The organism is Micromonospora sp. NPDC049836, assembly GCF_044465125.1.
Lineage (GTDB): Bacteria > Actinomycetota > Actinomycetes > Mycobacteriales > Micromonosporaceae > Micromonospora.
In genome coordinates this window covers 438,081-461,138 of record NZ_JBITLH010000003.1, presented here as the reverse complement: position 1 = coordinate 461,138, position 23,058 = coordinate 438,081, and the positions used below count along the sequence as shown (strand labels likewise).

At 72.3% G+C, this 23,058-nt stretch carries 23 protein-coding genes; 15 read left to right on the top strand and 8 right to left on the bottom strand.

The genetic code is table 11. The features are described 5' to 3' along the window. Window positions 1-11 precede the first annotated feature (11 nt). Entirely contained in the window at window positions 12-569 is a 558-nt protein-coding gene (locus tag ACIBPB_RS09980) for a GNAT family N-acetyltransferase (RefSeq protein ID WP_396839187.1), read from the bottom strand. A gap of 184 nt (window positions 570-753) precedes the next feature. Here ACIBPB_RS09980 and ACIBPB_RS09975 point away from each other — a divergent pair, with 184 nt between their 5' ends. From ACIBPB_RS09975 to ACIBPB_RS09955, 5 genes are all read left to right on the top strand, one after another. Further along, the gene (locus ACIBPB_RS09975; protein WP_396839186.1) at window positions 754-1,239 is read left to right on the top strand and encodes a hypothetical protein; all 486 of its coding nucleotides are present in this window, start codon (window positions 754-756) and stop codon (window positions 1,237-1,239) included. Further along, window positions 1,224-1,400, top strand: a complete 177-nt coding sequence (locus tag ACIBPB_RS09970; protein WP_396839185.1) for a hypothetical protein — start codon at window positions 1,224-1,226, stop codon at window positions 1,398-1,400. The genes ACIBPB_RS09975 and ACIBPB_RS09970 overlap by 16 nt, the downstream gene beginning before the upstream one ends. Then, the gene (locus tag ACIBPB_RS09965) at window positions 1,391-2,572 is read left to right on the top strand and encodes a sensor histidine kinase (RefSeq protein WP_396839184.1); all 1,182 of its coding nucleotides are present in this window, start codon (window positions 1,391-1,393) and stop codon (window positions 2,570-2,572) included. Before ACIBPB_RS09970 ends, ACIBPB_RS09965 begins: the two co-directional genes overlap by 10 nt. Further along, entirely contained in the window at window positions 2,569-3,183 is a 615-nt protein-coding gene (locus ACIBPB_RS09960) for a response regulator (protein WP_396839183.1), read from the top strand. Before ACIBPB_RS09965 ends, ACIBPB_RS09960 begins: the two co-directional genes overlap by 4 nt. A gap of 85 nt (window positions 3,184-3,268) precedes the next feature. Beyond that, window positions 3,269-3,871, top strand: coding sequence for a hypothetical protein (locus tag ACIBPB_RS09955; RefSeq protein ID WP_396839182.1), 603 nt, complete (start codon window positions 3,269-3,271; stop codon window positions 3,869-3,871). A gap of 100 nt (window positions 3,872-3,971) precedes the next feature. On the opposite strand, the gene ACIBPB_RS09950 is transcribed toward ACIBPB_RS09955, so the two are convergent. Next, window positions 3,972-4,487 (bottom strand): winged helix-turn-helix transcriptional regulator, encoded by a 516-nt coding sequence (locus ACIBPB_RS09950; protein ID WP_396839180.1) that lies wholly within the window; start codon window positions 4,485-4,487, stop codon window positions 3,972-3,974. 58 nt (window positions 4,488-4,545) lie between these two features. On the opposite strand from ACIBPB_RS09950, the gene ACIBPB_RS09945 reads away from it, so the two are divergent. Continuing rightward, entirely contained in the window at window positions 4,546-4,875 is a 330-nt protein-coding gene (locus ACIBPB_RS09945) for a YciI family protein (protein ID WP_396839179.1), read from the top strand. Next, a complete protein-coding gene (locus ACIBPB_RS09940) occupies window positions 4,872-6,377 on the top strand; it encodes an MFS transporter (RefSeq protein ID WP_396839178.1) in 1,506 nt (501 codons plus the stop codon). The genes ACIBPB_RS09945 and ACIBPB_RS09940 overlap by 4 nt, the downstream gene beginning before the upstream one ends. Before the next feature lie 184 nt (window positions 6,378-6,561). On the opposite strand, the gene ACIBPB_RS09935 is transcribed toward ACIBPB_RS09940, so the two are convergent. Further along, window positions 6,562-6,993: a hypothetical protein gene (locus ACIBPB_RS09935; RefSeq protein ID WP_396839177.1), complete on the bottom strand. Its 432-nt coding sequence runs from the start codon at window positions 6,991-6,993 to the stop codon at window positions 6,562-6,564. Between the two features lie 181 nt (window positions 6,994-7,174). After that, window positions 7,175-8,593 carry a hypothetical protein gene (locus ACIBPB_RS09930; RefSeq protein WP_396839176.1) on the bottom strand — a complete coding sequence of 473 codons (1,419 nt, stop codon included), beginning with the start codon at window positions 8,591-8,593 and terminating at the stop codon, window positions 7,175-7,177. Window positions 8,594-8,753: 160 nt separating this feature from the next. Here ACIBPB_RS09930 and ACIBPB_RS09925 point away from each other — a divergent pair, with 160 nt between their 5' ends. After that, complete coding sequence (locus ACIBPB_RS09925; protein ID WP_396839175.1) at window positions 8,754-10,301, top strand: RNB domain-containing ribonuclease; 1,548 nt, start codon at window positions 8,754-8,756, stop codon at window positions 10,299-10,301. Between the two features lie 142 nt (window positions 10,302-10,443). Then, on the top strand, window positions 10,444-11,142 hold the full coding sequence (gene npdG, locus ACIBPB_RS09920; RefSeq protein WP_396839174.1) for an NADPH-dependent F420 reductase: 699 nt from the start codon (window positions 10,444-10,446) through the stop codon (window positions 11,140-11,142). A gap of 3 nt (window positions 11,143-11,145) precedes the next feature. Here npdG and ACIBPB_RS09915 read toward each other — a convergent pair whose 3' ends face one another. The 3 genes from ACIBPB_RS09915 to ACIBPB_RS09905 all read right to left on the bottom strand — a co-directional run bounded on the left by ACIBPB_RS09915 (window position 11,146) and on the right by ACIBPB_RS09905 (window position 14,590). After that, a complete protein-coding gene (locus tag ACIBPB_RS09915) occupies window positions 11,146-11,787 on the bottom strand; it encodes a DUF402 domain-containing protein (RefSeq protein WP_396839173.1) in 642 nt (213 codons plus the stop codon). Window positions 11,788-11,848: 61 nt separating this feature from the next. Beyond that, window positions 11,849-12,694: a 3-methyl-2-oxobutanoate hydroxymethyltransferase gene (panB, locus tag ACIBPB_RS09910; RefSeq protein WP_357316546.1), complete on the bottom strand. Its 846-nt coding sequence runs from the start codon at window positions 12,692-12,694 to the stop codon at window positions 11,849-11,851. A gap of 132 nt (window positions 12,695-12,826) precedes the next feature. After that, on the bottom strand, window positions 12,827-14,590 hold the full coding sequence (locus tag ACIBPB_RS09905) for an NAD+ synthase (RefSeq protein ID WP_396839172.1): 1,764 nt from the start codon (window positions 14,588-14,590) through the stop codon (window positions 12,827-12,829). Between the two features lie 230 nt (window positions 14,591-14,820). On the opposite strand from ACIBPB_RS09905, the gene glnA reads away from it, so the two are divergent. From glnA to ACIBPB_RS09880, 5 genes are all read left to right on the top strand, one after another. Further along, complete coding sequence (glnA, locus tag ACIBPB_RS09900) at window positions 14,821-16,170, top strand: type I glutamate--ammonia ligase (protein WP_396839171.1); 1,350 nt, start codon at window positions 14,821-14,823, stop codon at window positions 16,168-16,170. A gap of 78 nt (window positions 16,171-16,248) precedes the next feature. After that, complete coding sequence (locus ACIBPB_RS09895; protein ID WP_396839170.1) at window positions 16,249-16,674, top strand: DUF350 domain-containing protein; 426 nt, start codon at window positions 16,249-16,251, stop codon at window positions 16,672-16,674. A gap of 33 nt (window positions 16,675-16,707) precedes the next feature. Further along, window positions 16,708-17,400 (top strand): helix-turn-helix transcriptional regulator, encoded by a 693-nt coding sequence (locus ACIBPB_RS09890; protein WP_396839168.1) that lies wholly within the window; start codon window positions 16,708-16,710, stop codon window positions 17,398-17,400. A gap of 69 nt (window positions 17,401-17,469) precedes the next feature. Next, the gene (locus ACIBPB_RS09885) at window positions 17,470-20,820 is read left to right on the top strand and encodes an NACHT domain-containing protein (RefSeq protein WP_396839167.1); all 3,351 of its coding nucleotides are present in this window, start codon (window positions 17,470-17,472) and stop codon (window positions 20,818-20,820) included. A gap of 94 nt (window positions 20,821-20,914) precedes the next feature. Then, window positions 20,915-21,286 carry a VOC family protein gene (locus ACIBPB_RS09880; RefSeq protein ID WP_396839166.1) on the top strand — a complete coding sequence of 124 codons (372 nt, stop codon included), beginning with the start codon at window positions 20,915-20,917 and terminating at the stop codon, window positions 21,284-21,286. A gap of 187 nt (window positions 21,287-21,473) precedes the next feature. On the opposite strand, the gene ACIBPB_RS09875 is transcribed toward ACIBPB_RS09880, so the two are convergent. Then, window positions 21,474-21,986, bottom strand: a complete 513-nt coding sequence (locus ACIBPB_RS09875) for a hypothetical protein (RefSeq protein ID WP_396839165.1) — start codon at window positions 21,984-21,986, stop codon at window positions 21,474-21,476. Between the two features lie 182 nt (window positions 21,987-22,168). Between ACIBPB_RS09875 and ACIBPB_RS09870 the strand changes: the two genes are divergently transcribed. Then, a complete protein-coding gene (locus tag ACIBPB_RS09870) occupies window positions 22,169-23,053 on the top strand; it encodes a virginiamycin B lyase (protein WP_396839164.1) in 885 nt (294 codons plus the stop codon). Window positions 23,054-23,058: the final 5 nt, after the last annotated feature.

Genomic DNA, 23,058 nt, shown 5'->3' with positions numbered 1-23,058 from the left:
CGTCCGCTTGCTCAGCGGCTGTGGTCGACGCGACCGTAGCGAGGCGTCCAGTCGTGCACGAGAAGCCCGAGCAGCACCTCGTCCATGAACTCGCCCAGCACCCAGGCCGACGAGCGCAGCACGCCCTCGCGGACGAAGCCGTTGCGCTCGGCGGAGCGCAGCATCGCGGCGTTGTCCGCCAGCGTCTCGATCTGTAGCCGTTGCAGGCCACGCACCACGAAGCCGTAGTGGCACAGCACCGCGACCACGTCGGTGCCGTAGCCCTTGCCGCGGCAGGACGGGAGCAGCCCGAGGCCGATGTGCGCCGACCGGTGGTGGTTGTCGATGCCCCACAGCGTGGCGGAGCCGACCAGCGTGCCTCCGGCCAGCTCCACGACGGAGAACGTGACGTGCCCCTGATCCGTGTCGTCCACCACAAGCCGGGGGTCCTTCGCACCGGGCGTGATCGGCCGCCACGGCCGGCTCTCCGACCGCGAGGAGTAGACCACGTCGTCGTAGAGCTCGGCCCGCAGGATCGGGATGTCGTCCTCGTGCCGGCCACGGAGCCCGACCGTCTTGCCCTTCAGCATGCGCGCTTCCTATCTGGCCGGCCCGCCGGCGGCTAACTGGTCCGGAGGTGTACCCGACGTAATTATGGGCCGGCCGTCCTGCCGTGGCCTGCGGCTATGGCCTGTGGGACGTGAACAATCCGGACTGAACCATGACGATGACAAACCGACTGTCACCCTAGGGTTGACATTCCGAAGTCGCACAATGATGCTCACCGACGTGAGCAGTAACCCCAGGGGTGACAACTTCCTCGGAAGCGCAGCACTCTCCGAAGGGGCGGAGTGGGCACGCGTCCTCGCGCATCGCAGCCGGGATCACGGGACGACGTTCGCCGCGGTCGTGGAGCGATTCCGCGCCGCTGGCGTCACGCCGGAAGAAGTCGAATCTCATCTCAGCGACGCAGGGGATCGGCTGTACGCGGCGGCGATGTCGGGTGAGGAGGCGTGGGCCGCCCAGTTCGGTGGCGCACGCGCCGTTGCGCTGCTGGCTGCGGAGATCGGCGCTCTGATGTCGCATCTCGTCGCCCGCGCCGCGAGTGTGAGGGCGGTCTGTGTCGAGGCATTGCTCGATGAGTTCAGCGCGGTCACTGTTGCCGAAGCGCTCGGCGTGGCCCGGCAGAAGGTCTACGGACTCGGCAGAGCAAACGTCGACTCCGACTACGTGAGGAACACTCCTTGGAGATCGGCGTGAACGACATGCAAGAGACGGTGGCCCTGCCTGATCCCGCGGTGAAGCGGTTGCCGCATCCGACCGATCTTCCTGATGCGCGAGAGCTCTACCGGCGTGGATGGTGGTTCGGACGGGTCATGAGGTCGGTCGTCGTCTCCATGAAGGTGCTCCGATGGCGCTGAACAGACAGGACCTGCCTCTGTCGCGGACGACCGGGAGGTCCCCACGCTGGATCGTTCTCGGTTTCCTGCTGGCCAGTTTTGCGTGGGCTCCGATCATTGCGATGTCGTTCACCGCACCTCCGACGGTGTCGCTCACCGCGGTGTTCGTCGGAGGTCTCGTGGTGTTCGGGTTCGCTCTGCTGCTTGTCCTGCTCAACGCGGTTGATCCCGGACGCGTCCCCGCAGCGGGAATCCGGAATACGGTGCTGCTGATAGCGGTCTCCCTGGTGCTGTGGGCGCCGAGCTACTCCTGGGCAGAGCCGGGCGAACAGCCCTGGGCCTGGCTCGCAGGCTTCGCCGTCGCCGCGAGCGCTCTGGCGAGTTGGCAGGGCGGCGTCACGGCGGTTGTCGTGCTGGTGAGTGCCGCTGGGGTCGGGGGTGCTGCTTTCGAGGGGTCACCCGTCCCCAGCGTGGTCACCAGCCTCGGCTGCGCCGTAGCGGTGTGGGCGATGTGTCAGGTGCTGGTGTGGGCTCACCGGCTATGGTTGGCCGCGCAAGACGGGCGGGAAGCTCAGGCCGAGCTCGCTGTCGCCGAGGAGCGGCTGCGCGCCGACCGTGAGTTGCACGATGTACTCGGACGCCGTCTGGCTGTCATCGCGCTCAAGGCCGAACTCGCGGCCGGCTTCGCTGCGCGGGACCCGGACCGAGCCGCAGTAGAGAGCAATAGCATCCGGGATCTGGCGAACGGAACGCTCCGTGAAGCGCGACGCGCGATCCACGGAGAAACCGCCACCGACCTCCCGACCCAGCTGCAATCAGCCGACCTCGTGCTCAGCTCGGCCGGAATCCGTACCACGATCGACGCCGATCCGAAGGCTCTCGCACTCATACCGGCATCGCTTGCCGCCCTCCTGGCAACGGTCATCCGGGAGGCGGTCACGAATGTGCTGCGCCACAGCGACGCCCGCAGCGCATCGATCGTGATCTCCGCCACGACTTCACTGGTGACCTTGCGCGTGGTCAATGACGGGGTCAGTCGATCTCTACCGGCGTACGGCACCGACGGGACCGGCATCGCGGCACTTTCGGCCCGCTGCGCCGCGGTGGGGGCCACTCTCGTTGCCGGCCGTAGCGGGGAAGACTGCTTCGAGTTGCGTCTGGAATCCCGCGAGGGCCTTGGGGGACCATCATGAGCGAGCCAATCCGGGTCCTCCTCGCCGAGGACGACGAACTGATCCGAGAGGCGCTGGCTGGCCTCCTCGAGCGCGAGGAAGACATCCACCTCGTTGCCACGGCGCGCGACGGCCGGGAGGCAATCGAGCGCGCCGTACTTCATCGACCCGCCGTCGCGGTCATCGATCTGCAAATGCCGAAAGTGGATGGGCTCGGGGTCATCGGCGAACTGGCGCGGGTGCTTCCAGAGTGTGCGGGAGTGATCCTCACCGGTCATGGCCACCCGCACGTGCTGCGCAGGGCCCTCGCCTCGGGTGCGCGTGGCTTCCTGGCCAAGGGGGCGCCGGGCACAGCGCTGGCTGATGTCGTGCGGCGTGTGCACGAAGGGAAACGCTACGTCGATCCCGTGCTGGCGGCAGACGCTTTGACGCTGGCCCCGTCTCCGCTGACGGCTCGCGAGACCAACGTGCTGGCAACCGCGCAGGAAGATCGCCCCATCCGGGATGTTGCGCAAGAACTCTTCCTCTCGCCGGGCACCGTGCGCAACTATCTCGCGACCATCAACCGAAAGCTCGGAGTGGACAGTCGTGCCAGCGCGCATCGAGTGGCCCGTGAAAACGGGTGGGTCTGAGACGGCAGTCCTGCTCGGTCTGCACGGGGTCTTCGTGATCGATTCACGGGTTCACCGGGCGGGACCGTGGCCGAGGCTTTCGAACATGAACACCCATGTGAAGCTCCACGATCACCGACCCGACATCTCTGGGCAGAAGCGAGGGATCTGGCACCACCTGCTGGGGCGTTGGCCGTCCGTTCTCGGTCTGCTTGCTCTCTTCGCCAATGTCGCGGATGGTGGCGACTCTCATGTGACTGCGATGATCATCGTCATCGCCTCCATGTGCTATCTCGCGGCGAGCGCAATAGGTTCCCAGCGCAGCGGTTGGATCATGGTCGGCGCGGCAAGCGTCGCCGTCATCCTCGCCCGCCTCACCGGGCTCGACCCCACCGCAACCCTACTGGTCATGGGGGTAGGGTTCGCCGTCCTCGGCTTCCTCCGCGGTAACGACATCGACCGTCGCGAACTCGGAGCCCAGACGCTGGCATTCTTGGGCTTCAGCGCCGTCGCCCTCACCGCCATGATGGTGAATCCCGTCGCCGCGCTGTACCTGGCCGCCCTCGCCGCCATCGGTCACGCCGCCTGGGACGTGGTGTACTTCGTCCGCAACAGGGTCGTACCCCGATCGCTTGCGGAAGCGTGCTTCATGCTCGATCTCGGCCTGGGTGTGGCGATGTTGTTCACCGCCTGGACTGCGCCCCTCTGAATCGGCGCCGAACCGCAGCGGATCAGCCCGAGCGCCGGCTGCGGCCACCGCTGCGTCATGGCCAGTCCACTACGCCCGGCAAGCCTTCGTCGAGCCATGATCACGATCCCCGGCTGGAGGACTGGTTCTGCAGCAGGCGGTGACGGAGGCTGTCGGGCCCTAGTGGCTGTCCGTCGAGGTGTTCGCGGCGCAGCTCGTGCATGAGGTCCTGCTGGAGCCGCGCGCCGCCGGCGGCCAGCGCCGCGGCGGCGCTGCCCAGGTCCGGGTCGGCCGGCAACCACCTGTTGCCCCAGGCGCCGATCGCCGTGAGGACCGGCACGAAGTCGATCGCCGCCTCCGTCAGGTGATAGCGCACCTTCTGCCGGTGGTGCTCATCCGCATGCCGCGTGAGCATGCCCGCGGCGACGAGCTTGTTGAGTCGGCTGGTCAGGATGTTCGTCGCGATCCCTTCCGTCGACCCGGTCAGGATCTCGCGGAAGTGCAGCGGGCCGCGAAACGTGAGATCGCGCAGGACGATGACGCTCCACCGGTCACCGAGGAGCTCGGCGCAGAGATTGATCGGACAAGCGGATCGCCCGACGGCGACGTCGAGCACGCCATCATCCAGTTGCGTCATGCAAGCAGTCTACGTTAGGGTCTGACCGCTTGCAAAATGCAACCGGAAGGAAGAGGTAATGGACCGCTATCTCGTGATGACGAAGTTCGTGCCCGGCCACGGCCCCGCCGACGGATCGCCCGAGCACGCGGAGGAGATGCGCGCCTGGGATCGCTTCAACCGCGAACTCACGACCTCGGGACGGCTCGTACAGTCCTTCGGTCTCGATCTGCCGGTGGGCAACCTTCCCGCCAAGCGGCCGGGCGGCGATGACGGTGAGGTGGTGTTCGCCCAGTATGTGATCGAGGCCGACTCACTTGCGGACGTCGAGCAGTGGGCTCGCCAGATGCCCGTTCTGAAATACGGCAGTGTGGAGATCCGCCGGGTGCTGTTCGAGGATGCGCCATGAACGGCCCCGCACCGTGGCGGGCACTGGTGCTGTTGGCGCTGCCCGCATTGGTCGTGGCGATGGATCAGAACGTTCTCTTCCTCGCCCTCCCGACCCTGACGGCCGAGCTGGGAGCATCCGTCGTGAGCCAGCTGTGGGTCAGCGACATCTACGGCCTCATGGTCGCGGTGTTTCTGATTCCCTTCGGTGCCCTGGCCGACCGGATCGGCCGTCGCCGGCTGCTGCTGGCCGGCGCTGCCGGATTCGCGATCTTCTCGCTGATCGCCGCGTTCGCCCCGTCGGTCGAAGTCCTCATCACCGCGCGGGCCCTGCTCGGGATCGCCGGGGCGACGATCGCCCCGGCCAGTCTCGGGCTCATCGTGACGCTGTTCCCGGATGTGGGCGACCGGGCGAGAGCGATCGGGCTGTGGATGGCCTGTTTCATGGTCGGCATCGCGCTCGGCCCGAGCCTGGGCGGCCTGCTCCTGGAGCACTTGTGGTGGGGAGCGGTGTTCCTGCCCGGGGTCGTCGTCATGCTCGCCGTGCTGGTGACCGGGCGGCGGGCACTGCCCGAATCGGAGATCAAGGCCGACACGTCGCTCGACGTCGCGGGGGCGCTCCTGCTGGGCACGGCGATCCTGAGCCTCGTCTTCAGCCTGAAGGCGGCGGTCCTGTCGAGCGTCGCCGGTGCGAGTACGGCAGTGGGCGGGTTCGTGCTCAGCGTGCTGGCACTGTCGGCGTTCATCTGGCGCTCACGAAGGCGGAGCCGTCCGCTCCTCCCGGTGTCCCTGTTCGCTCAACGGCGCTTCACCGCAGCCGTGGGACTCATGACCGTGTGTGCGGTGCTGATCGGTGGAACGTACTTCTACTTCGCCCAGTACCTCCAGCTCGCCGCCGAACTCTCACCCGTCGAGGCCGGACTCGTCATGATCGTGCCTGCGGTGGCGCTCGGCCTCGGCTCCGCCATCGGTCCGGTCCTGACCCGCTGGATCACCCCGGCGCAGACCCTCGCCATCGGCCTGCTCGTCGCCGCCGGAGGCTTCGCCGTCCTGGCCACCACCCTGGACGAGGGCGGAGTTCGGTTCGCCATCATCGGGTTCTCGCTGGCCTATCTGGGCTTCGGTCCAGGGGCGGCCCTGGGCACCGACATCATCGTGGGCACCGTTCCGAGCCGCGATGCGGGCGCGTCGTCAGCGATCTCCGAGACCGGCACCGAACTCGGTCAAGCCTTCGGGATCGCGGCGCTCGGCAGCGCCGGAACGGTGATCTACCGCAGCTATCTCGCCCCGTACGTGGAGAACCTTGACGCCGACCAGACCCACGCACTGCACGAGGGGGTGATGGAGACTCTCGAACGCGTTCCCGGCCTGACCGACGTGGTCCAGACCGCGTTCGCACACTCCTTCGCCCTCATCGCGGCCGGGGCGGCCCTGGTCACGCTCGTGCTCGCTGCCCTGGCGATCCCGCTGCTCCGCCCGTCGGGCTCTCCCAGCGAAGCCAGGGACACCGCCCTGCGGATCTGACGGCGCAAACCAGGCTCCATGCGCGACGTTGAGCCTGACCGCGTGCACTCGAGGTCATCGACCCCGTCGGCCTCTCGGAACGGCAACTGCAGGGCCGTAGCGGAGCCGCCGTCTCCGCGATGATCACAAGCGCCGATCCTGGCCGGGAACCTCGCCCGCCGGTGCCGCCGTTCGGGGGAGCCGGTCACCTGGGGCAGGGCAGCCGTTCGAGCGCGGCCGGGGTGGCGCCCCCGCGTACCAACTGGGCGAAGCATCCGCTGGCGGTGGCCCGCTGCCAGCCGAAGAGCGACGCGGCGGTCTTCGCCACCCGTACCCGGAAGACCAGCCGGACCCCGCGGGCGCCGGCCGTCACGGTGAGCACCTCCACCCCGTCCACGTCGTCGGCGGCGGTTCGCAGGGCCGCCTCCCGCCCGGACGGTTCGGCCAGCAGGGTCGCCCGGGTGCGCTGGGCGGTCGCGGTCACCTCGCGGTCGGCCCGGCGTTGCAGCCGATGCTGGGACCGGTCCCGCAGCAGCGGCAGCGCGACCGCCACGGCCACCGCGGCCAGCGCCAGGAGCGCCGCGCCGATCAGCAGCCGTCGGCGCACCGGTGTCCAGCGTTCTCCCCCGTACCGCACCTGGGGATTGTCCGCCACCGGCCGGGCTCCCGGCTGCCCCATTCCGCCGTTCCGGACCCGGACGGGCGCGATGAGGTCTACAGTGGAGGACATTAACGGCGAATTCGGGCGTTCCGGTGGCGGTCGGATGATTCGCGGTGCACAGTGATCGCATGAGCGACAACGGAAGTGGTGGGCACTACTACTGGTGCACCCGACACCACCGGGTCGAGACCGATGCCGACGTGTGCCCCGCGAAGCACGTTCTCGGACCGTACGCCTCCGCCGCCGACGCCGAGAACGCCCTGCAGCAGGTGCGGGAGCGCAACGAAGCGTGGGACGCCGAGGACGCCCGTTGGGCCGGGGAGGAGAAGTAGACGGCGCGGGACGGCCCGCGTCGAGGTGATCCGTGCTCCGCGAGGGCGAGAGTACGTCCCAGGAAGGGAACCAAGATGGCCGTAGCACAGCAGGCCACCACCCGCCCAACGGCGAAACGCACCACCCCGAAGAAGACCACCGCGGCCAGCCGGACGGTGGGCGGGGCCACGGCCAGGACCGCGACCGTCACGAAGGCGGCCCCGAACGCCTCCGGCGCCGGCGCCGGCCGGGTGCCGGCCAAGAAGGCGGTGGCCAGGAAGGCCGCCGCCAAGAAGGCCGTCTCGGCGGCGCGCAAGGCGCCCGCGAAGACCGCCCCGGCCACCCGGACCACCGCCGGGACCGCTCCGGCCAGCAGGACCACCGCGAAGAAGGCGCCGGCCGCGAAGAAGACCACCGCCGGGAAGCAGACCACGGCGGCGAAGAAGGCGCCCGCGAAGAAGACGACGGCGGCGACGAGTACGGCGGCGAAGCGGACGACGGCGGCGACGAGTACGACGGCGGCGAAGCGGACGACGGCGGCGACGAGTACGACGGCGGCGAAGCGGACGACGGCGGCGGCGAAGAAGGCCCCGCCGAGCAGGACGGCGGCGAAGAAGGCGCCGGCGGCGAAGAAGACGACGGCCGCCCGCAAGACCACGGCCGCGGCGAAGAAGGCACCGGCGAAGAAGACCACGACGGCCCGGACGGCGGCCGCGAAGAAGGCGCCGGCGAAGAACACCGCGACGGCCCGCACGACGGCGGCGAAGCAGGCCCCGGCGAGCAGGACGCCGGCGAAGAAGGCGCCGGCGGCGAAGAAGACGACGGCCGCCCGGAAGACGACCGCCGCGGCGAAGAAGGCGCCGGCGAAGAAGACCGCCACCGCCCGGACGACGGCCGCGAAGCAGGCCCCGGCCAGTAGGACGGCGGCGAAGAAGGCCCCGGCCAGCAGGACGGCGGCGAAGAAGGCGCCGGCGGCGAAGAAGACGACGGCCGCCCGGAAGACGACCGCCGCGGCGAAGAAGGCCCCGGCGAAGAAGACCGCCACCGCCCGGACGACGGCCGCGAAGAAGGCCCCGGCGAGCAGGACGGCCGCGAAGAAGGCGCCGGCCAGCAGGGCCACGGCGAAGAAGGCGCCGGCGAAGAAGACCACCGGCACCTCCTCGACCAGTGCGCGCACGTCGGCCGCCGGCCGGAAGGCGACCGGCGCGGCGTCGTCGGTCGGGCCGGTCGAGGCCCGGACGAGCACCTCGACCGGTACCCACAAGCGGCTCACCGCCGCCCGCAAGCCGGCCGGTACCCGGGTGGTCGCCGGTCGTTCCACCAGGAAGCCGGGCGGTACCCGGAGCACGACCGGCTGAGGGCTGCCGCGCCGCGCCCGCCGGGCCGGCGGGCGGATCACGCGTGGCGCTGTCAGGATTGACCCCGTGGTGATCCGACGCGTACTGGCGCCCCGCATCGACTTCGGCGCGCTGCGCCGCGAGCTGGGACTGCCCGACAGCTTCCCGGCCGCGGCGCAGCGCGAGGCCGACGCGGCGGCGGGCGCGCCGCTGCCCGCCGCCGCCGACCGCACCGACATCCCGTTCGTCACGGTCGACCCGGTGGCGTCGCGCGACCTCGACCAGGCGATGCACCTCAGCCGCCGTCCGGGTGGCGGCTTCCGGGTCCGGTACGCCATCGCCGACGTGGCCACCCACGTCCGCCCCGGCGGCGCGCTGGAGGAGGAGACGTGGCGTCGCGGGCAGACCGTCTATCTGCCCGACGGCAACGTCCCGCTGCACCCGCACACGCTCAGCGAGGGGGCTGCCAGCCTGCTCCCCGAGGCGGACCGGGCGGCGGTGCTCTGGACCATCGACCTCGACGCCGACGGCGGCACGGTCGGCGTCGCGCTGGAACGGGCCCGGGTCCGCAGCCGCGCCAAACTCGACTACGTCGGCGTCCAGCTCGCCGCCGAGGCCGGCCGGCTGCCCGAACCGATCGCCCTGCTGCCCGAGATCGGCGCCCTGCTCACCGCCCGCGGGCTGCGCCGGGGCGCGGTCAACCTGCCCCTGCCGGAGCAGGACGTCGAGTCCGACGGCGACGGCTGGCGGCTGGTGCTGCGCGGTCCCAGCCCGATGGAGGACCACAACGCGCAGATCTCCCTGCTGACCGGAATGGCCGCCGCCGACATCATGCTCGCCGGCCGGATCGGGCTGCTGCGGACCATGCCGCCGCCCCGGCCCGAGGCGGTGCAGCGGCTGCGCCAGGCCGCCGGGCCGCTCGGCGTGCACTGGCCGGACGGGATGCCGGTCGGTGCCGTGCTCGCCGGGCTGGACGCCTCCCAGCCCCGGGCGGCCGCCTTCGTCGATCAGGCGGCCGAGCTGATGCGGGGGGCCGCGTACACCGCCTTCGACGGCGAGCTGCCCGAGCAGCCGGCGCACGGCGGGGTGGCGGCCGCGTACGCCCACGTGACGGCGCCGCTGCGCCGGCTCGCCGACCGGTACGCGACCGAGGCGTGCCTGGCCCTGCACGAGGGCCGGGAGGTGCCGGACTGGGTCCGGGCGGCGCTGCCGAAGCTGCCCGAGGTGATGGCGAGCACCGACCGGACCGCGTCGGCGGCCACCCGGGGCGCGGTCGAACTGGCCGAGGCGGTGCTGCTGGCCCACCGGGTCGGCGAGACGTTCGAGGCGGCGGTGCTCGACGTGGACGCGCCCCGGCCGGCGGCCGAGGTACCCCGCCAGCCCGCCACCACCGAGCCGCCCCGCCCGGCCGGGTCCGCCGACGACGGTCGGGGGCGATCGGGTGGGAACGCCGGGGCGGATCGTCCGGGCGTCAACGGTGGCCGGCCCGGCCGTCCGCCGGGCGGCACGGTCGCGTTGGACGAGCCGCCGGTCCGGGCGCGGTGCCTGGGTGAGCTGCCGCTCGGTGAGCGGGTGCGGGTCCGCCTGGTCACCGCCGATCCCGCCGAGCGCAAGGTCCTCTTCGAACGCGCCTGACGGCACCGCCGGCCCGGCCGGCCCGTTGTCCTGGGCTACCGGCCGGCGCCGGCGTCCCGGGCCGGCGAGGCGGCCGTGGCAGCGGGGATTGTCACAGCGCCCGGCCGTCCCATCGAACGATGACCTTTGCGAGGATGGCCGCATGGCTTACGACGCGACCACCCTGCCCGACGTCTCCGGGCTCACCGTCGGCATCATCGGTGGCACCGGGGACCAGGGGCGGGGGCTCGCCTACCGGTTCGCCCGGGCCGGGCAGACCGTGCTGATCGGTTCCCGCGCCGCCGACCGGGCGGCCCAGGCCGCCGCGGAGATCGCCGCACTGCCGGGCGTGCCGGCCGGCGCCCAGGTGGCCGGTGCGGACAACGACGAGGTCGCGCGCCGCAGCGACGTGGTGATCGTCGCGGTGCCGTGGGACGGGCACGCCGCCACCGTCGCCGCCCTGGCCGGCCCGCTCGCCGGCAAGATCGTCATCGACTGCGTCAACCCGCTCGGCTTCGACAAGCAGGGCCCCTACGCGCTGGCCGTGGCGGAGGGCAGCGCCGTCCAGCAGGCCGCCGCGCTGCTGCCCGACTCCCGGGTCTGCGCCGCGTTCAACCACGTCTCCGCCCCGCTGCTGGCCGACCCGGAGGTCGACCGCATCGACCTGGACGTGCTGATCTGCACCGAGGACCGGGAACTGGTCGGCGTGGTCGCCGCGCTGGCCGCCCGGATTCCCGGCATGCGGGGCATCTACGCCGGCCGGCTGCGCAACGCGCACCAGATCGAGGCGTTCACCGCCAACCTGATCGCGATCAACAAGCGGTACAAGGCGCACGCCGGGATCCGGGTCACCGACCTCTGACGGTCAGCCGCCCGCGCGCGGGGCCTGGGCGGCCTGGAGCAGGTCCGGGGTGAGGCGCAGCGTCGGCGGCCAGCCCGGGTCCGGCCGGAAGCCGGTACGCGTGCCGTCGAACGGGAACTCGCCGGCCTCGACGAGCGCGACCAGCCGTTCGCCCTGCGCGCGGATGGCGTCGGCCGCCGCCCGGTCGAAGTAGGCCGGGTGCCCGATCCGCTCGGCGAACTCGCCGGTGTCCTTCCACTCCCACCGCCGCTGCGGCGACACGACGAGGTCGAGGACGTGGTCGACGGTGTCGACGCCGTCGGGTCGCCGGGCGTACGGGTCCTCGAGGTTGACGTACCAGCCGGCGAAGACGCCGTCCCGGAAGAACCACCACACCGAGTACGCCGCGGCGGGCGGCATGAGCACGAGGATGTCGTAGCCCGTCCAGGCCTGGACGGCCAGCTTCGCGTCGCGCATCTGGTCGACGGGAAGCTCGTGCAGGGTGTTGCCGTCGGCGTCGACCAGCCGGGCGCAGTCGCTGCCGACCGGGTGCCAGAGCAGCAGGCCGTCCGGGTCGTCGGCGACCACCAGCATGGGTTGCAGCCAGGAGCACCGGTCGCCGCGCAGGTAGCGGCGGGTGATGACCTGCCCCGGTTTGAAGATCATCAACGCACCGTACCGGAAGCAGCCGGGCGGCGCGGGGCACGGCCGCGCCGCCCGGCGTACCTCAGAAGGTGTGCTCGGCGGCGGGGAACTCGCCGCCGCGCACCTCGTCGGCGAAGCGGCGGGTGGCGTCGGTCAGCGCCCCGGCCAGGTCCGCGTAGCGCTTGACGAAGCGCGGCGCCTTCCCGGTGCGCAGGCCGGCCATGTCCTGCCAGACCAGCACCTGGGCGTCGGTGTCCGGGCCGGCGCCGATGCCGACGGTGGGGATGGCCAACTCGGCGGTGATCCGCTTGGCCACCTCACCGGGCACCATCTCCAGCACCACCGCGAACGCGCCCGCCTCGGCCACGGCCCGGGCGTCGGCGATCACCTCCTCGGCGGTGTCGCCGCGGCCCTGCACCCGGTAGCCGCCCAGGGTGTGCTCGCTCTGCGGGGTGAAGCCGATGTGGGCCATCACCGGGATGCCCGCCCCGACGATCGCCTCGATCTGGGCGGCGCAGCGCCGGCCGCCCTCCAGCTTCACCGCGTGGCAGCCGCCCTCCTTCATGAACCGGACCGCGGTGCGCAGCGCCTGCGCGGGCCCCTCCTCGTAGGAGCCGAAGGGCAGGTCGCCGACGACGAGCGAGTGCTTCGTCGCGCGCACCACGGCGCGCACCAGCGGCAGCAGCTCCTCGGCGGTCACCGGCAGGGTGGTCTCGTAGCCGAACACGTTGTTCGCCGCCGAGTCGCCGACCAGCAGCACCGGGATCCCCGCCTGGTCAAAGACCGCGGCGGTGTACTGGTCGTACGAGGTCAGCATCGGCCACCGCTCGCCGCGCTCCTTGGCGGCGATCAGGTCGCGGGTACGGACCCGCCGGGTGGCCGGCCCGCCGTAGAGGGCGGTCACCTCGGCCGGGGTGGACTCCACCATGACTCTCTCCTTCCTCGAGGCCGCCTTCGCGGTCCCCGGGTTCCGCCGCGATCGTCGCACCGGACGAGCGGGCGGCGGCAGGGCGGAGTGGAGGATTTCACTCGCGGCCGGCCGGCTGCCGGCGCGGCGTGGTCAGCCGTCCTCGCGCCAGCGGTTGGTGATCGGCAGCCGGCGGTCCCGGCCGAACGCCTTGATGGAGATCTTCGTGCCCGGCGCGGACTGCCGCCGCTTGTACTCGGCGGTATCCACCATCCGCAGCACCCGGTCCACGATCGCCGGGTCGTGACCGGACTCGACCAGGCCGTCCCGGCCCAGGTCGCCGTCCACATAGCCGATCAGGATCGGGTCGAGCACGTCGTACTCGGGCAGGCTGTCGCTGTCGAGCTGGCCGGGGCTCAGCTCGGCCGACGGGGGCTTGCCGATCGAGTTCTCCGGGATCGGCGGGGTCTCGCCGCGCCGCTCCGCGTCGGCGTTGCGCCACTTGGCCAGCCGCCAGATCAGCGTCTTCCAGACGTCCTTGACCGGGTTGTAGCCGCCCACCGAGTCGCCGTAGAGGGTGGAGTAGCCCACCGCCAGCTCGCTCTTGTTGCCGGTGGTGAGGACCAGGTGGCCCTCCTGGTTCGACAGCGCCATGAGGATCACCCCGCGCACCCGGGCCTGGAGGTTCTCCACGGTCACCCCGGACAGCGACAGGTTGGCCAGGAAGGCGTCCACCATCGGCTGGATCGGTTCGATCCGGTAGTCCAGGCCGGTCCGCTTGGCCAGCTCCTCGGCGTCCGCCCGGGAGTGCTCCGAGGAGTGCTGGCTGGGCAGCGAGACGCCGACCACCCGGTCCGCGCCGAGCGCGTCGACCGCGAGGGCCGCGCACACCGCCGAGTCGATGCCGCCGGAGAGGCCGAGCACCACCGACGGGAAGCGGTTCTTGTTGACGTAGTCGCGCAGGCCCAGCACGAGCGCGTGCCAGACCTCGGCCTCGTCGGCGACGGGCTCGATGATGCCGCCCACGGCGACCCGGTCGGTGGACGCCGGCGGCAGGATGTCGCTGACCTTGGCCCGGACCACCCGCATCCCGTCCGCCAGTTCCCGGCCACCGTCGACCGGCTCCTTCGCCGGCGGCAGCTCGAGGTCGTGCAGCAGCAGGTGCTCGACGAACTGCGGCGCCCGGGCGAGCAGCGTGCCGTCCGCGTCGACGATCATCGAGTCGCCGTCGAAGACCAGCTCGTCCTGACCGCCGACCATGTTCACGTACGCGATGGCGGCGCCGGCCTCGCCGGCCCGGCGGCGGACCAGCGGCAGCCGGATGTCGTCCTTGTTCAGCTCGTACGGCGAGCCGTTGATGCTGAGCACCAGCCCCACGCCGGCCTGCCGGGCGACCGCGAACGGGCCACCGGCCTGCCACAGGTCCTCGCAGATGGTCAGCGCCGCGTCCACCCCGCCGACGCGCACCACCGTGAAGGTGTCCCCGGGGACGAAGTAGCGGTCCTCGTCGAAGACGCCGTAGTTGGGCAGGTGGTGCTTGAAGTAGGTGGCGGCGATCCGGCCGCGGTGCAGCACCGCCGCCGCGTTGCGCGCCCCGTGGCCCGGCTGCGCGTCCGAGCTGACCTGCGGCGGCCCGTCCGCGTCGAGGTAGCCCACCAGCACCGGCAGGTCACCGACCCCGTCGGCGGCCAGGTCGGCGGCGAGCCGCTCCAGCGCGGCCCGGGACGCGGCGACGAAGGAACGGCGGAAGACCAGGTCCTCGACCGGGTACCCGGTCAGCATCAGCTCCGGGAAGAGGGCGAGCTGGGCGCCGGCGTCGGCGGCCTTGCGCGCCCAGGCACGGACCAGGTCGGCGTTGCCGGCGATGTCGCCGACGGTGGGATTGACCTGGCACAGGGCGAGACGCAGGGTGGGCATGCCCTCATCTTGCCCCAGCGGGACGGGTCGAATCGGGCCGGACGCGGGAGACGCCGGCCACGGTGGCACGGCCCGGACCGGCCGCCCGGGGCGCCGTCCCTGGGGGCGGGACACGACAGGACGGTACGCGGGGTGGGGGCGTAACGTCGGCGTAACGAGGCCGGTGGAGACTGGGCGGTCAGGCCGGACCGGCCCGACCGGTGCGGACGTACGTGTCACGAGGGGTGGAAGTGGACCGTCAGCAGGAGTTCGTCCTCCGTACGCTGGAAGAGCGGGACATCCGGTTCGTCCGGCTGTGGTTCACCGACGTGCTCGGCACCCTCAAGAGCGTGTCAGTGGCCCCCGCGGAGCTGGAGGCGGCCTTCGAGGAGGGCATCGGCTTCGACGGCTCGGCGATCGAGGGCTTCGCCCGGGTCTTCGAGTCGGACATGGTCGCCATGCCGGACCCGACCACCTTCCAGGTCTTCCCGTTCGAGGGCGGGGTGAGCGGCGAGAGCGCCCGGATGTTCTGCGACATCCTGCTCCCCGACGGCAGCCCGTCCTGGGCCGACCCGCGGCACGTGCTGCGCCGGGCGCTGTCCAAGGCGGCCGAGAAGGGCTTCACCTTCTACACCCACCCGGAGATCGAGTTCTTCCTGCTGGAGAACGGCCCGCAGGACGGCTCGCTGCCGACCCCGGTGGACACCGGCGGCTACTTCGAGCACACCACCCACGCGGTGGCCCGGGACTTCCGCCGCCAGGCGGTGCTGGCGCTGGAGCGGATCGGCATCTCGGTGGAGTTCAGCCACCACGAGGTGGCCCCCGGCCAGCAGGAGATCGACCTGCGCTACGCCGACGCGCTGACCACCGCCGACAACATCATGACCTTCCGGCACGTGGTGAAGGAGGTGGCGCTCTCCACCGGGGTGCAGGCCAGCTTCATGCCGAAGCCCTTCACCGACCAGCCGGGCAGCGGCATGCACACCCACCTGTCGCTGTTCGAGGGGGAGCGCAACGCGTTCCACGACGCCGGCGACCCGATGAAGCTCTCCAAGGTGGCCAAGTCGTTCATCGCCGGGCTGCTCACCCACGCCCGCGAGTACACCGCCGTCACCAACCAGTGGGTCAACTCGTACAAGCGGCTCTTCCCGCAGGCGCTGCCGGACCGGATCACCGAAAGCCCGGCGTACGTCTGCTGGGGTCACCTGAACCGGTCCGCGCTGGTCCGGGTGCCGGCGTACGGCAAGCCGAACTCGGCCCGGGTGGAGGTCCGCTCGCTGGACTCGGCGACCAACCCGTACCTGGCCTTCGCGGTCCTGCTCGGCGCCGGCCTCAAGGGCATCGAGGAGGGGTACGAGCTGCCCCCGGGCGCCGAGGACGACGTCTGGTCGCTGAGCAGCGCCGAGCGCCGCGCCATGGGGTACGAGGCGCTGCCGGAGAACCTGTCCGAGGCGATCGACGTGATGGCCGGTTCGGAGCTGGTCGCCGAGGTGCTCGGCGAGCACGTCTTCGACTTCTTCCTGCGCAACAAGCGGGCCGAGTGGGAGCAGTACCGCCGCGAGGTCACCCCGTACGAGCGGCAGCGCTACCTCTCGCTCTAGATCATGGTGGCGCGGTGCCGCTAACGTCTGCGGCACCGCCGCGGCACCCTCGCCCGGCGCGGAGCCGGGGAGGCGTGGGTGCTGGAGGATCTGCTGAGCGGGGCGTGGCAGAGCATCGTGTTCGGGATCGTCGGGGTGGCGCTGATGGCCGCCGGCTTCCTGCTGGTCGATCTGCTCACCCCCGGCCGGCTGCGGGAACTGATCTGGGTACGGCGCAACGGCAACGCCGCGCTGCTGCTCGCCGCCAACCAGCTCGGCATCGCCGGGATCGTCTTCACCGCGATCCTGACCAGCTACAGCGACTTCACCAAGGGGCTCGCCTCCACCGTCGTCTTCGGGATCATCGGCCTGCTGGTGATGGCGCTGGCCTTCTTCGTGCTCGACCTGCTCACCCCGGGTCGGCTCGGCGAGGTCATCTGCTCCGCGGAGCCGCACCCGGCGGCCCGGGTCAGCGCCGCCACCCACCTGGGCGCCGCGCTGATCGTCTGCGCCTGCATCGCCTGACGGCTGTCGTACCCGGGGCATAGCGTCCGTGACGTGAACCGGACGGACCGTCTCTACGCCCTGGTGGAGGAGCTGCGCGCGGTGTCGCCGCGGCCGCGCAGCGCCCGCTGGCTGGCGCAGCGCTTCGAGGTCAGCAGCCGCACCGTCGAGCGGGACATCACCGCGCTCCAGCAGGCCGGGGTGCCGATCTGGGCCGAGCCGGGCCGCACCGGCGGTTACGTGGTCGACCGGGCGCGCACCCTGCCGCCGGTCAACCTGAGCCCGGGCGAGGCGGTAGCGATGGCCGTGGCGCTGCACCGCCTCGCCGGCACCCCGTTCGCCCTGGCCGCCGGCGCGGCGCTGCGCAAGCTGGTCGCGGTGATGCCGCCGGCCGACGTGGCCGAGGCACATCGGCTCGCCGGCCGGGTGCACCTGATCGACCGCGGGCCGGCCGGTCCCGTCCCGGCCGCCGTCGCCGACGCGGTCGCCGCCGGGCGCGTGCTGCGGCTGCGGTACGCGGACCGGGGCGGCTCGGATTCGCTGCGCGACGTGGAGCCGCTGGCCTACCTGGGCAATCCGACCCACTGGTACCTGGTGGCCTGGTGCCGGCTGCGCGACGGGGTGCGCTGCTTCCGCACCGACCGGATCGTCTCGGTGCGCCCGCTGGCCGAGCCGGTCACCCGGGAGCTGCGCCCCGAGGACATCGACATCCCGCGGGACCGGGTGCGTCCGCTCAGCCTGGTCTGAAACCCGACAGCGTTTTCGCTTCCGATGCGGGATCCTGGCGGGTCTGCCGTCCCCGGGGGAGGAACGCGGGTGCCCGACAACCTCAGCTACGCCGACGCCGTACGCCTCTTGGGTGGCGAGAAGAGCGCGGCCCTCGACTGGTTCGACCGGTTGACCGGGGGTGTTCTGCTGGCCGCGGCGGTGCCGGTGCCGGCGCTGCTCGGCATCTTCGACGCCAAGGCCGAGTTCGTCCGGCTCGGGCACGAGTTGGTGCGCGGCGTGTCGGAGCAGCGCTCCGGCCTGTCCCGGTACGGGCGGACCCAGCGGCTGGAGGCCGCGCACGCGGTGATCGCGGTGACCGCCTTCTTCGAGGCGTTGGCCGACGCCGACCTGCCGTTCGACTTCGCCGAACTGGAGCTGAGCAGGGCCGAGCAGCTGACCCTCGCGGGGGCGGGCCCGGTCGACGGGCGAAGCGTCGTCCGCACCCTGTTCGAGATGCCCACGCCGCTACCCGCGCCCGAGATGTCGTACCCGGAACTGCGGGAGGCCCTGCTCCGGTACTACGAGGTCATGGCCGGCGGCGTGTTGTCATTCGTCGCCGGCCTGGCCCTGGGCGACCGGCTGATCGCGCATCAGCAGCGCGTGTTCCAGGAGGCGCTGACCCGGGTGCCGGCATCCGCGGTCGATCGTCATCGGGATCTGCTCACCGCCCTGGCGGCGGATTTCGCCGAGGTCCGCTACTGGTCGGGACTGCACGAGCACGCGGCGACCCGGGCGCAGGTGCGGCACCTCGCGGTCGGGCTGGCGGAGTTGCGGGAGCTGGTGGCGGCCACGGGCACCGGCGGCACGCCCACCGAGGCCCGGCAGGCGCTGGCCCGCGCCTACCGGGCGGAGCTCGACCGACCGATCGTCACCTCGGGCGAGGTGCCGGACGGGCTGCGGGTGCCCACGCTCGGCGGGGCGTACGTGCCGCCGGCGTACCGGGTGGTCACGCTGAGCGAGCAGTCGCGGCCCAGCGACGAGACGTGGTGGGCGCAGTGTCCGGTCCGGGAGGACCTCGCCGAGTTCCTGACCGGGCACCTCACCTCGCCCTGGGCGGTGCGGGTGCCGCTGCTGGTGCTGGGGCAGCCCGGCTCCGGCAAGTCGGTGCTGACCCGGGTGCTCGCCGCTCAGTTGCCGGCCACCGACTTCCTGCTGGTCCGGGTGGTGCTGCGCGAGGTGCGGCTCGAGGCGGACCTGCAGGACCAGATCGAGCAGGCGGTCCGGGACGCCACCGGGGAGGCGCTCGGCTGGCCCGCGCTGGCCCGCTCGGCCGGCGACGCGCTGCCGGTGGTGCTGCTCGACGGCTTCGACGAACTGCTCCAGGCCACCGGCGTCACGCAGACGGACTACCTGCTCAAGGTGGCCGCGTTCCAGCAGCGCGAGCGGGACCAGGGCCGGCCGGTGGCGGTGCTGGTCACCAGCCGCACCAGCGTCGCGGACCGGGCGAAACCGCCGGCCCGTACGGTCGCGCTGCGGCTGGAGCCGTTCGACCCGCCCCGGGTGGCCGGGTGGGTGGCCACCTGGAACGCCGCCAACGCCGACCGCTTTCCGGCGCTGGACGTGCCGCCGCTGGATCCGGCCGCCGTGCTGGTCCACCCCGAGCTGGCCGGGCAGCCGCTGCTGCTGCTGATGCTGGCCCTGTACGCGGCCGACGGCAACGACCTGCCGGCGGCCGGCACGCTCGGCCGGGGTGAGCTGTACGAGCGGCTGCTGCGCAGCTTCGCCCGCCGGGAGGTGGTGAAGCACCGCACGGGACTGTCGCAGCGGGAGCTGGCCCGGGCCACCGAGGCGGAGCTGCGCCGGCTGGCCGTGGTGGCTTTCGCGATGTTCAACCGGGGTGCCCAGTGGGTCACCGAGGAGGAGCTGGAGACGGATCTGGTCGGGCTGCCCTTCCTGGCCGGGGAGTCGGCGCGGCGGCGGCCCGACGGCAGCTTCCGGGAGCCGTTACGGGCCGCCGAGATCGTGCTCGGGCGGTTCTTCTTCGTGCACCGGGCGCAGGCGGTCCGGGGGGAGCGGCGGGCGGAGACCTACGAGTTCCTGCACGCCACCTTCGGTGAGTACCTGGTCGCGCGGACGGTCACGCTCGTGCTGCGTGACCTGGCGGCGCGGGAGGCGGCGAGCATGCTGCACACGGCGCCGATCGACGACGAGCTGCACGCGCTGCTGTCGTACGCGACGCTGACCGGGCGGGCGCCCATCGTCGGCTTCCTGACCGAGGCCCTGCGGTCCTGTGCCGAGGAGGACCGGGAGCAGATCACGGACGTGGTGCTGCGTCTCTTCCAGCACGTCCACCAGGCCCGGTCACGACCGGAAGCGACCTCGTACCGGCCGCGTGCGCTGTCGGTTCCGGAACGGCACGCCGTCTACAGCGCGAACCTCCTCGTCCTGGGGCTCAGCGTGGCCGGGGCGCTGTCGGGTGGACAGCTCTTTCCCGAAGCGGAGGATGTGCGTAGCCAGTGGACCCGGCAGGCCCTGCTCTGGCGCTCGCAGCTGGCCGAAGGGGAGTACCGGAGCCTGGTGAACGCGATCGCCCTGGAGCGGGTCGGGAACAGCGCCCGCCGGGAGATCCGGTTGGGGCTGGCCGGCGAGTCCTGGCGCCCCGCGAACCTCGACCTGGCCTGGACGTACGGGCCAGGATCGTCGCCGGGCCATGACTGGTTGCGGCTGGAAGCCGAGCCGCAGCCCGAGATCACGCGACGGATGGTGAACTTCGAGTGCGGCGTGACGGGTGACGCGGTGCAGCACGCGCTGGAGCCGGCGTTGCGTCTCTTTCCGCCGGCGCTCGGCATGCTCGTCGTCGGCGCCGACGGGCAGTTGCAGTCGGTCGCGCAGGTGCTGATCGTGATGTCGCTCGGGTCGGGCCGGGTCGACCCGGACGATCGGGTCGATCACTACCGGGCCGTCGCGGCGCTCCTCGTCGAACTCGTTTGGCAAGCCGACGGGCAGCTCGAGAACCTGGCGGTGCTGCTGCTCGACCGGCTCGCCACCGATCGCGCTGTGCCTCGTCCGGTCGTGGTCGAGCTGCTCGGGATGCTCGACTTCGTGGCCCATCGTGGCGATGAACCCGCGTTCGCCTACCTGCGCTGCTGCCTGGCGGTGATCGGCGAGAACGATCCGCCGACCCGTGAGGTTGGCTGGCTGGTGCGCAAGGCGCTCCACGCGGATCAGGCTTCCTGGCGGTCGCGCACCGAGGAGTTGGCGGTGGAGGCCCTGGTGCGGCTCTCGGAACTCGGGGCCGACCAGTACCACCTCAACCCTGGGGAGGCGGATCGGCTGACGGCGCTGCTGGCCGGACGCCGCCCGGACCTGGTGCACCGGATCCGGCCGCTGGTGCTGGCCCCCGCTGCGCCCGCGTCCTCGTCTCCCGGGCTCCTGCTGCCCGGCGGCGGGCCGAACTGAGCCGGAAACACCGACAGGACGCTGTCGCGGCGGCCCCGGAGGCTGACTCCTGACGGCGCCGGCCGACCGGCCGGCGCGACCACGAGGAGGCAGCATGTCCAGCATTCCGGTGACCTGGTTCGAGATCGGCTCCGACCGTCCCGACGAGGTCCAGCGCTTCTACGCCGAGCTGTTCGACTGGACCTTCGAGGAGCAGGGCGGCCCGCAGGGGTCGTACCGGCAGACGACGGCCGGTGGGGAGCGGGGGATCGGCGGGGCGATCCGCGGCATCGACGGGACCGAGCCGAACTACGCGATCTTCTACGCCGAGGTGCCGGACGTGGCGGAGAGCTGCCGGCGGGCCGAGGCGGCCGGCGGCAAGGTGCTGCTGCCGCCGCGGACCACGCCGAGCGGGCTCACCCTCGCCCACCTGCTCGACCCGTCGGGCAACCGGATCGGCCTCTTCACCCCGCCGCCCGCGGGGTGAGCGGTCGGGCGGTTCCGGGTGCGGGCGTCGCCGCCGGGGCGACGACCGCACCCGGGGCCCGGCACGGGCCGGACCTGGTCCGCCCCGGCAGCGGGGCAGGCGCGCGCCGGGGGTGGGTCGGGGTGGCCCCGCCGGGGCCGGCCGGGAGGGAGGTTCGGCCGGTGCGGAGGGGGCGGGGCCACCCGGGTCACTTGTCGCCGGTGCCGGACCAGCCGCGGGGGCCGTGGCCGGGACGGTCGCCGGGGCCGTGGCCGCCGCCCGGGCCCGGGAAGACGCCGGCCTCGACGGCCTTCAGCACCGCGTCGGCCTGCTCCTGGGTGAGCTTGCCGTCCTTGACGGCCTGGTCCAGCCGATCCTTCAGCCGCTCCTGCCGGTCCTTCAGCTGCTCCTGCCGGTCCTCGGCGGACGGCCGCTGCGGCCGGTCGGCCTGGCGCTGCTCGCGCAGCTTCTCCAGCGCCGCGGTGACCTTGTCGGTCGACACGCCCAGCTCCTTGGCGAGGGCCTCGGCGAACTCCTGCTGCCGGTCGGCGTGCCGCTGCTGACGGTCGCCGCCCTGGTCGGTGCTCGTGCTGGCGCTCGGCGACGGGCTGGGGTTCTTGTCGTCGGCGAGCGCCACCGCCGGGGCGGCGATCCCGACGCCGAGCACGCCTGCGGTGGCCAGGCCGGCCAGCAGATGCTTCTTCGACATCCTGCGGATCATGCGATTCTCCTGTTCGGTGGTGATGCGATGACGTCACCGACAGTGACCGGCGAACCTGGGGAAACCCCATCGCGACCCTATGAACCCGCTGGAAATCCGCCCCGAAAACCCGGACAAAGCAGTTGCGAGGGTGGGTGAGCGGCCGGCAGGGTGGGCGGTCCGACGAGGAAAGGCGACCCACCATGACGTCTCCCCACATCCGGGAGATCCCGCTGACCGGCGCGGGCGCCGGGCCGTACGGGATCACCATCGGCCCGGACCGGGCCTGCTGGCTGACGCTGGCCGGCTCCGGCGGTGTCGCCCGGCTCGACGCCGACGGCGGGGTGCGGACGTACCGGGACGACCCGGCGGGGAGCCGGCCGCTGATCATCACCACCGGTCCGGACGGCGCGCTCTGGTACACCCGCTCCGGGGACCACCGGCTCGGCCGGATCACCGTCGACGGCGCGACCAGCTCCGTCGCGCTGCCGACCGGGACCGCCCCGTGCGGCCTCGCGGTCGGCCCGGACGACGCCCTCTGGTACGCCGGGATGGGCGACGACACCGTCGGCCGGGTCACCGTCGACGGGGTGGTCAGCACGTTCCCGCTGCCGGTCACCAAGGGTTTCCCGTCGATGCTGGCCGCCGGCCCGGACGGGGCGCTCTGGCTCACCCTCAACCAGGCGAACGCGATCGCCCGGGTGGCCCTGGACGGCGAGGTGACCCTGCATCCGCTGCCCACCGAGGCGGCCGGACCGGTCGGCATCACCCTCGGCGGGGACGGGGCGCTCTGGTTCGTGGAGATCGCCGCCGGTCAGCTCGGCCGGATCACCCCGGACGGCTCGATCAGCGAGATCCCGTTGCCGGACCGGGCCGCCCGGCCGCACGCCATCGTGGCCGACCCGGCCGGCGGCTGCTGGTTCACCGAGTGGGGCGCGAACCGGATCGGCCACCTCGACCCGTCCGGCCGGATCACCGCCCACGACCTGCCCACCGCCCACTCGGAGCCGCACGGCCTCACCGTGGCCGCCGACCACACCGTCTGGATCGCCCTGGAAACCGGCGCCGCCGCCCACCTCATCCCCTGACCCGG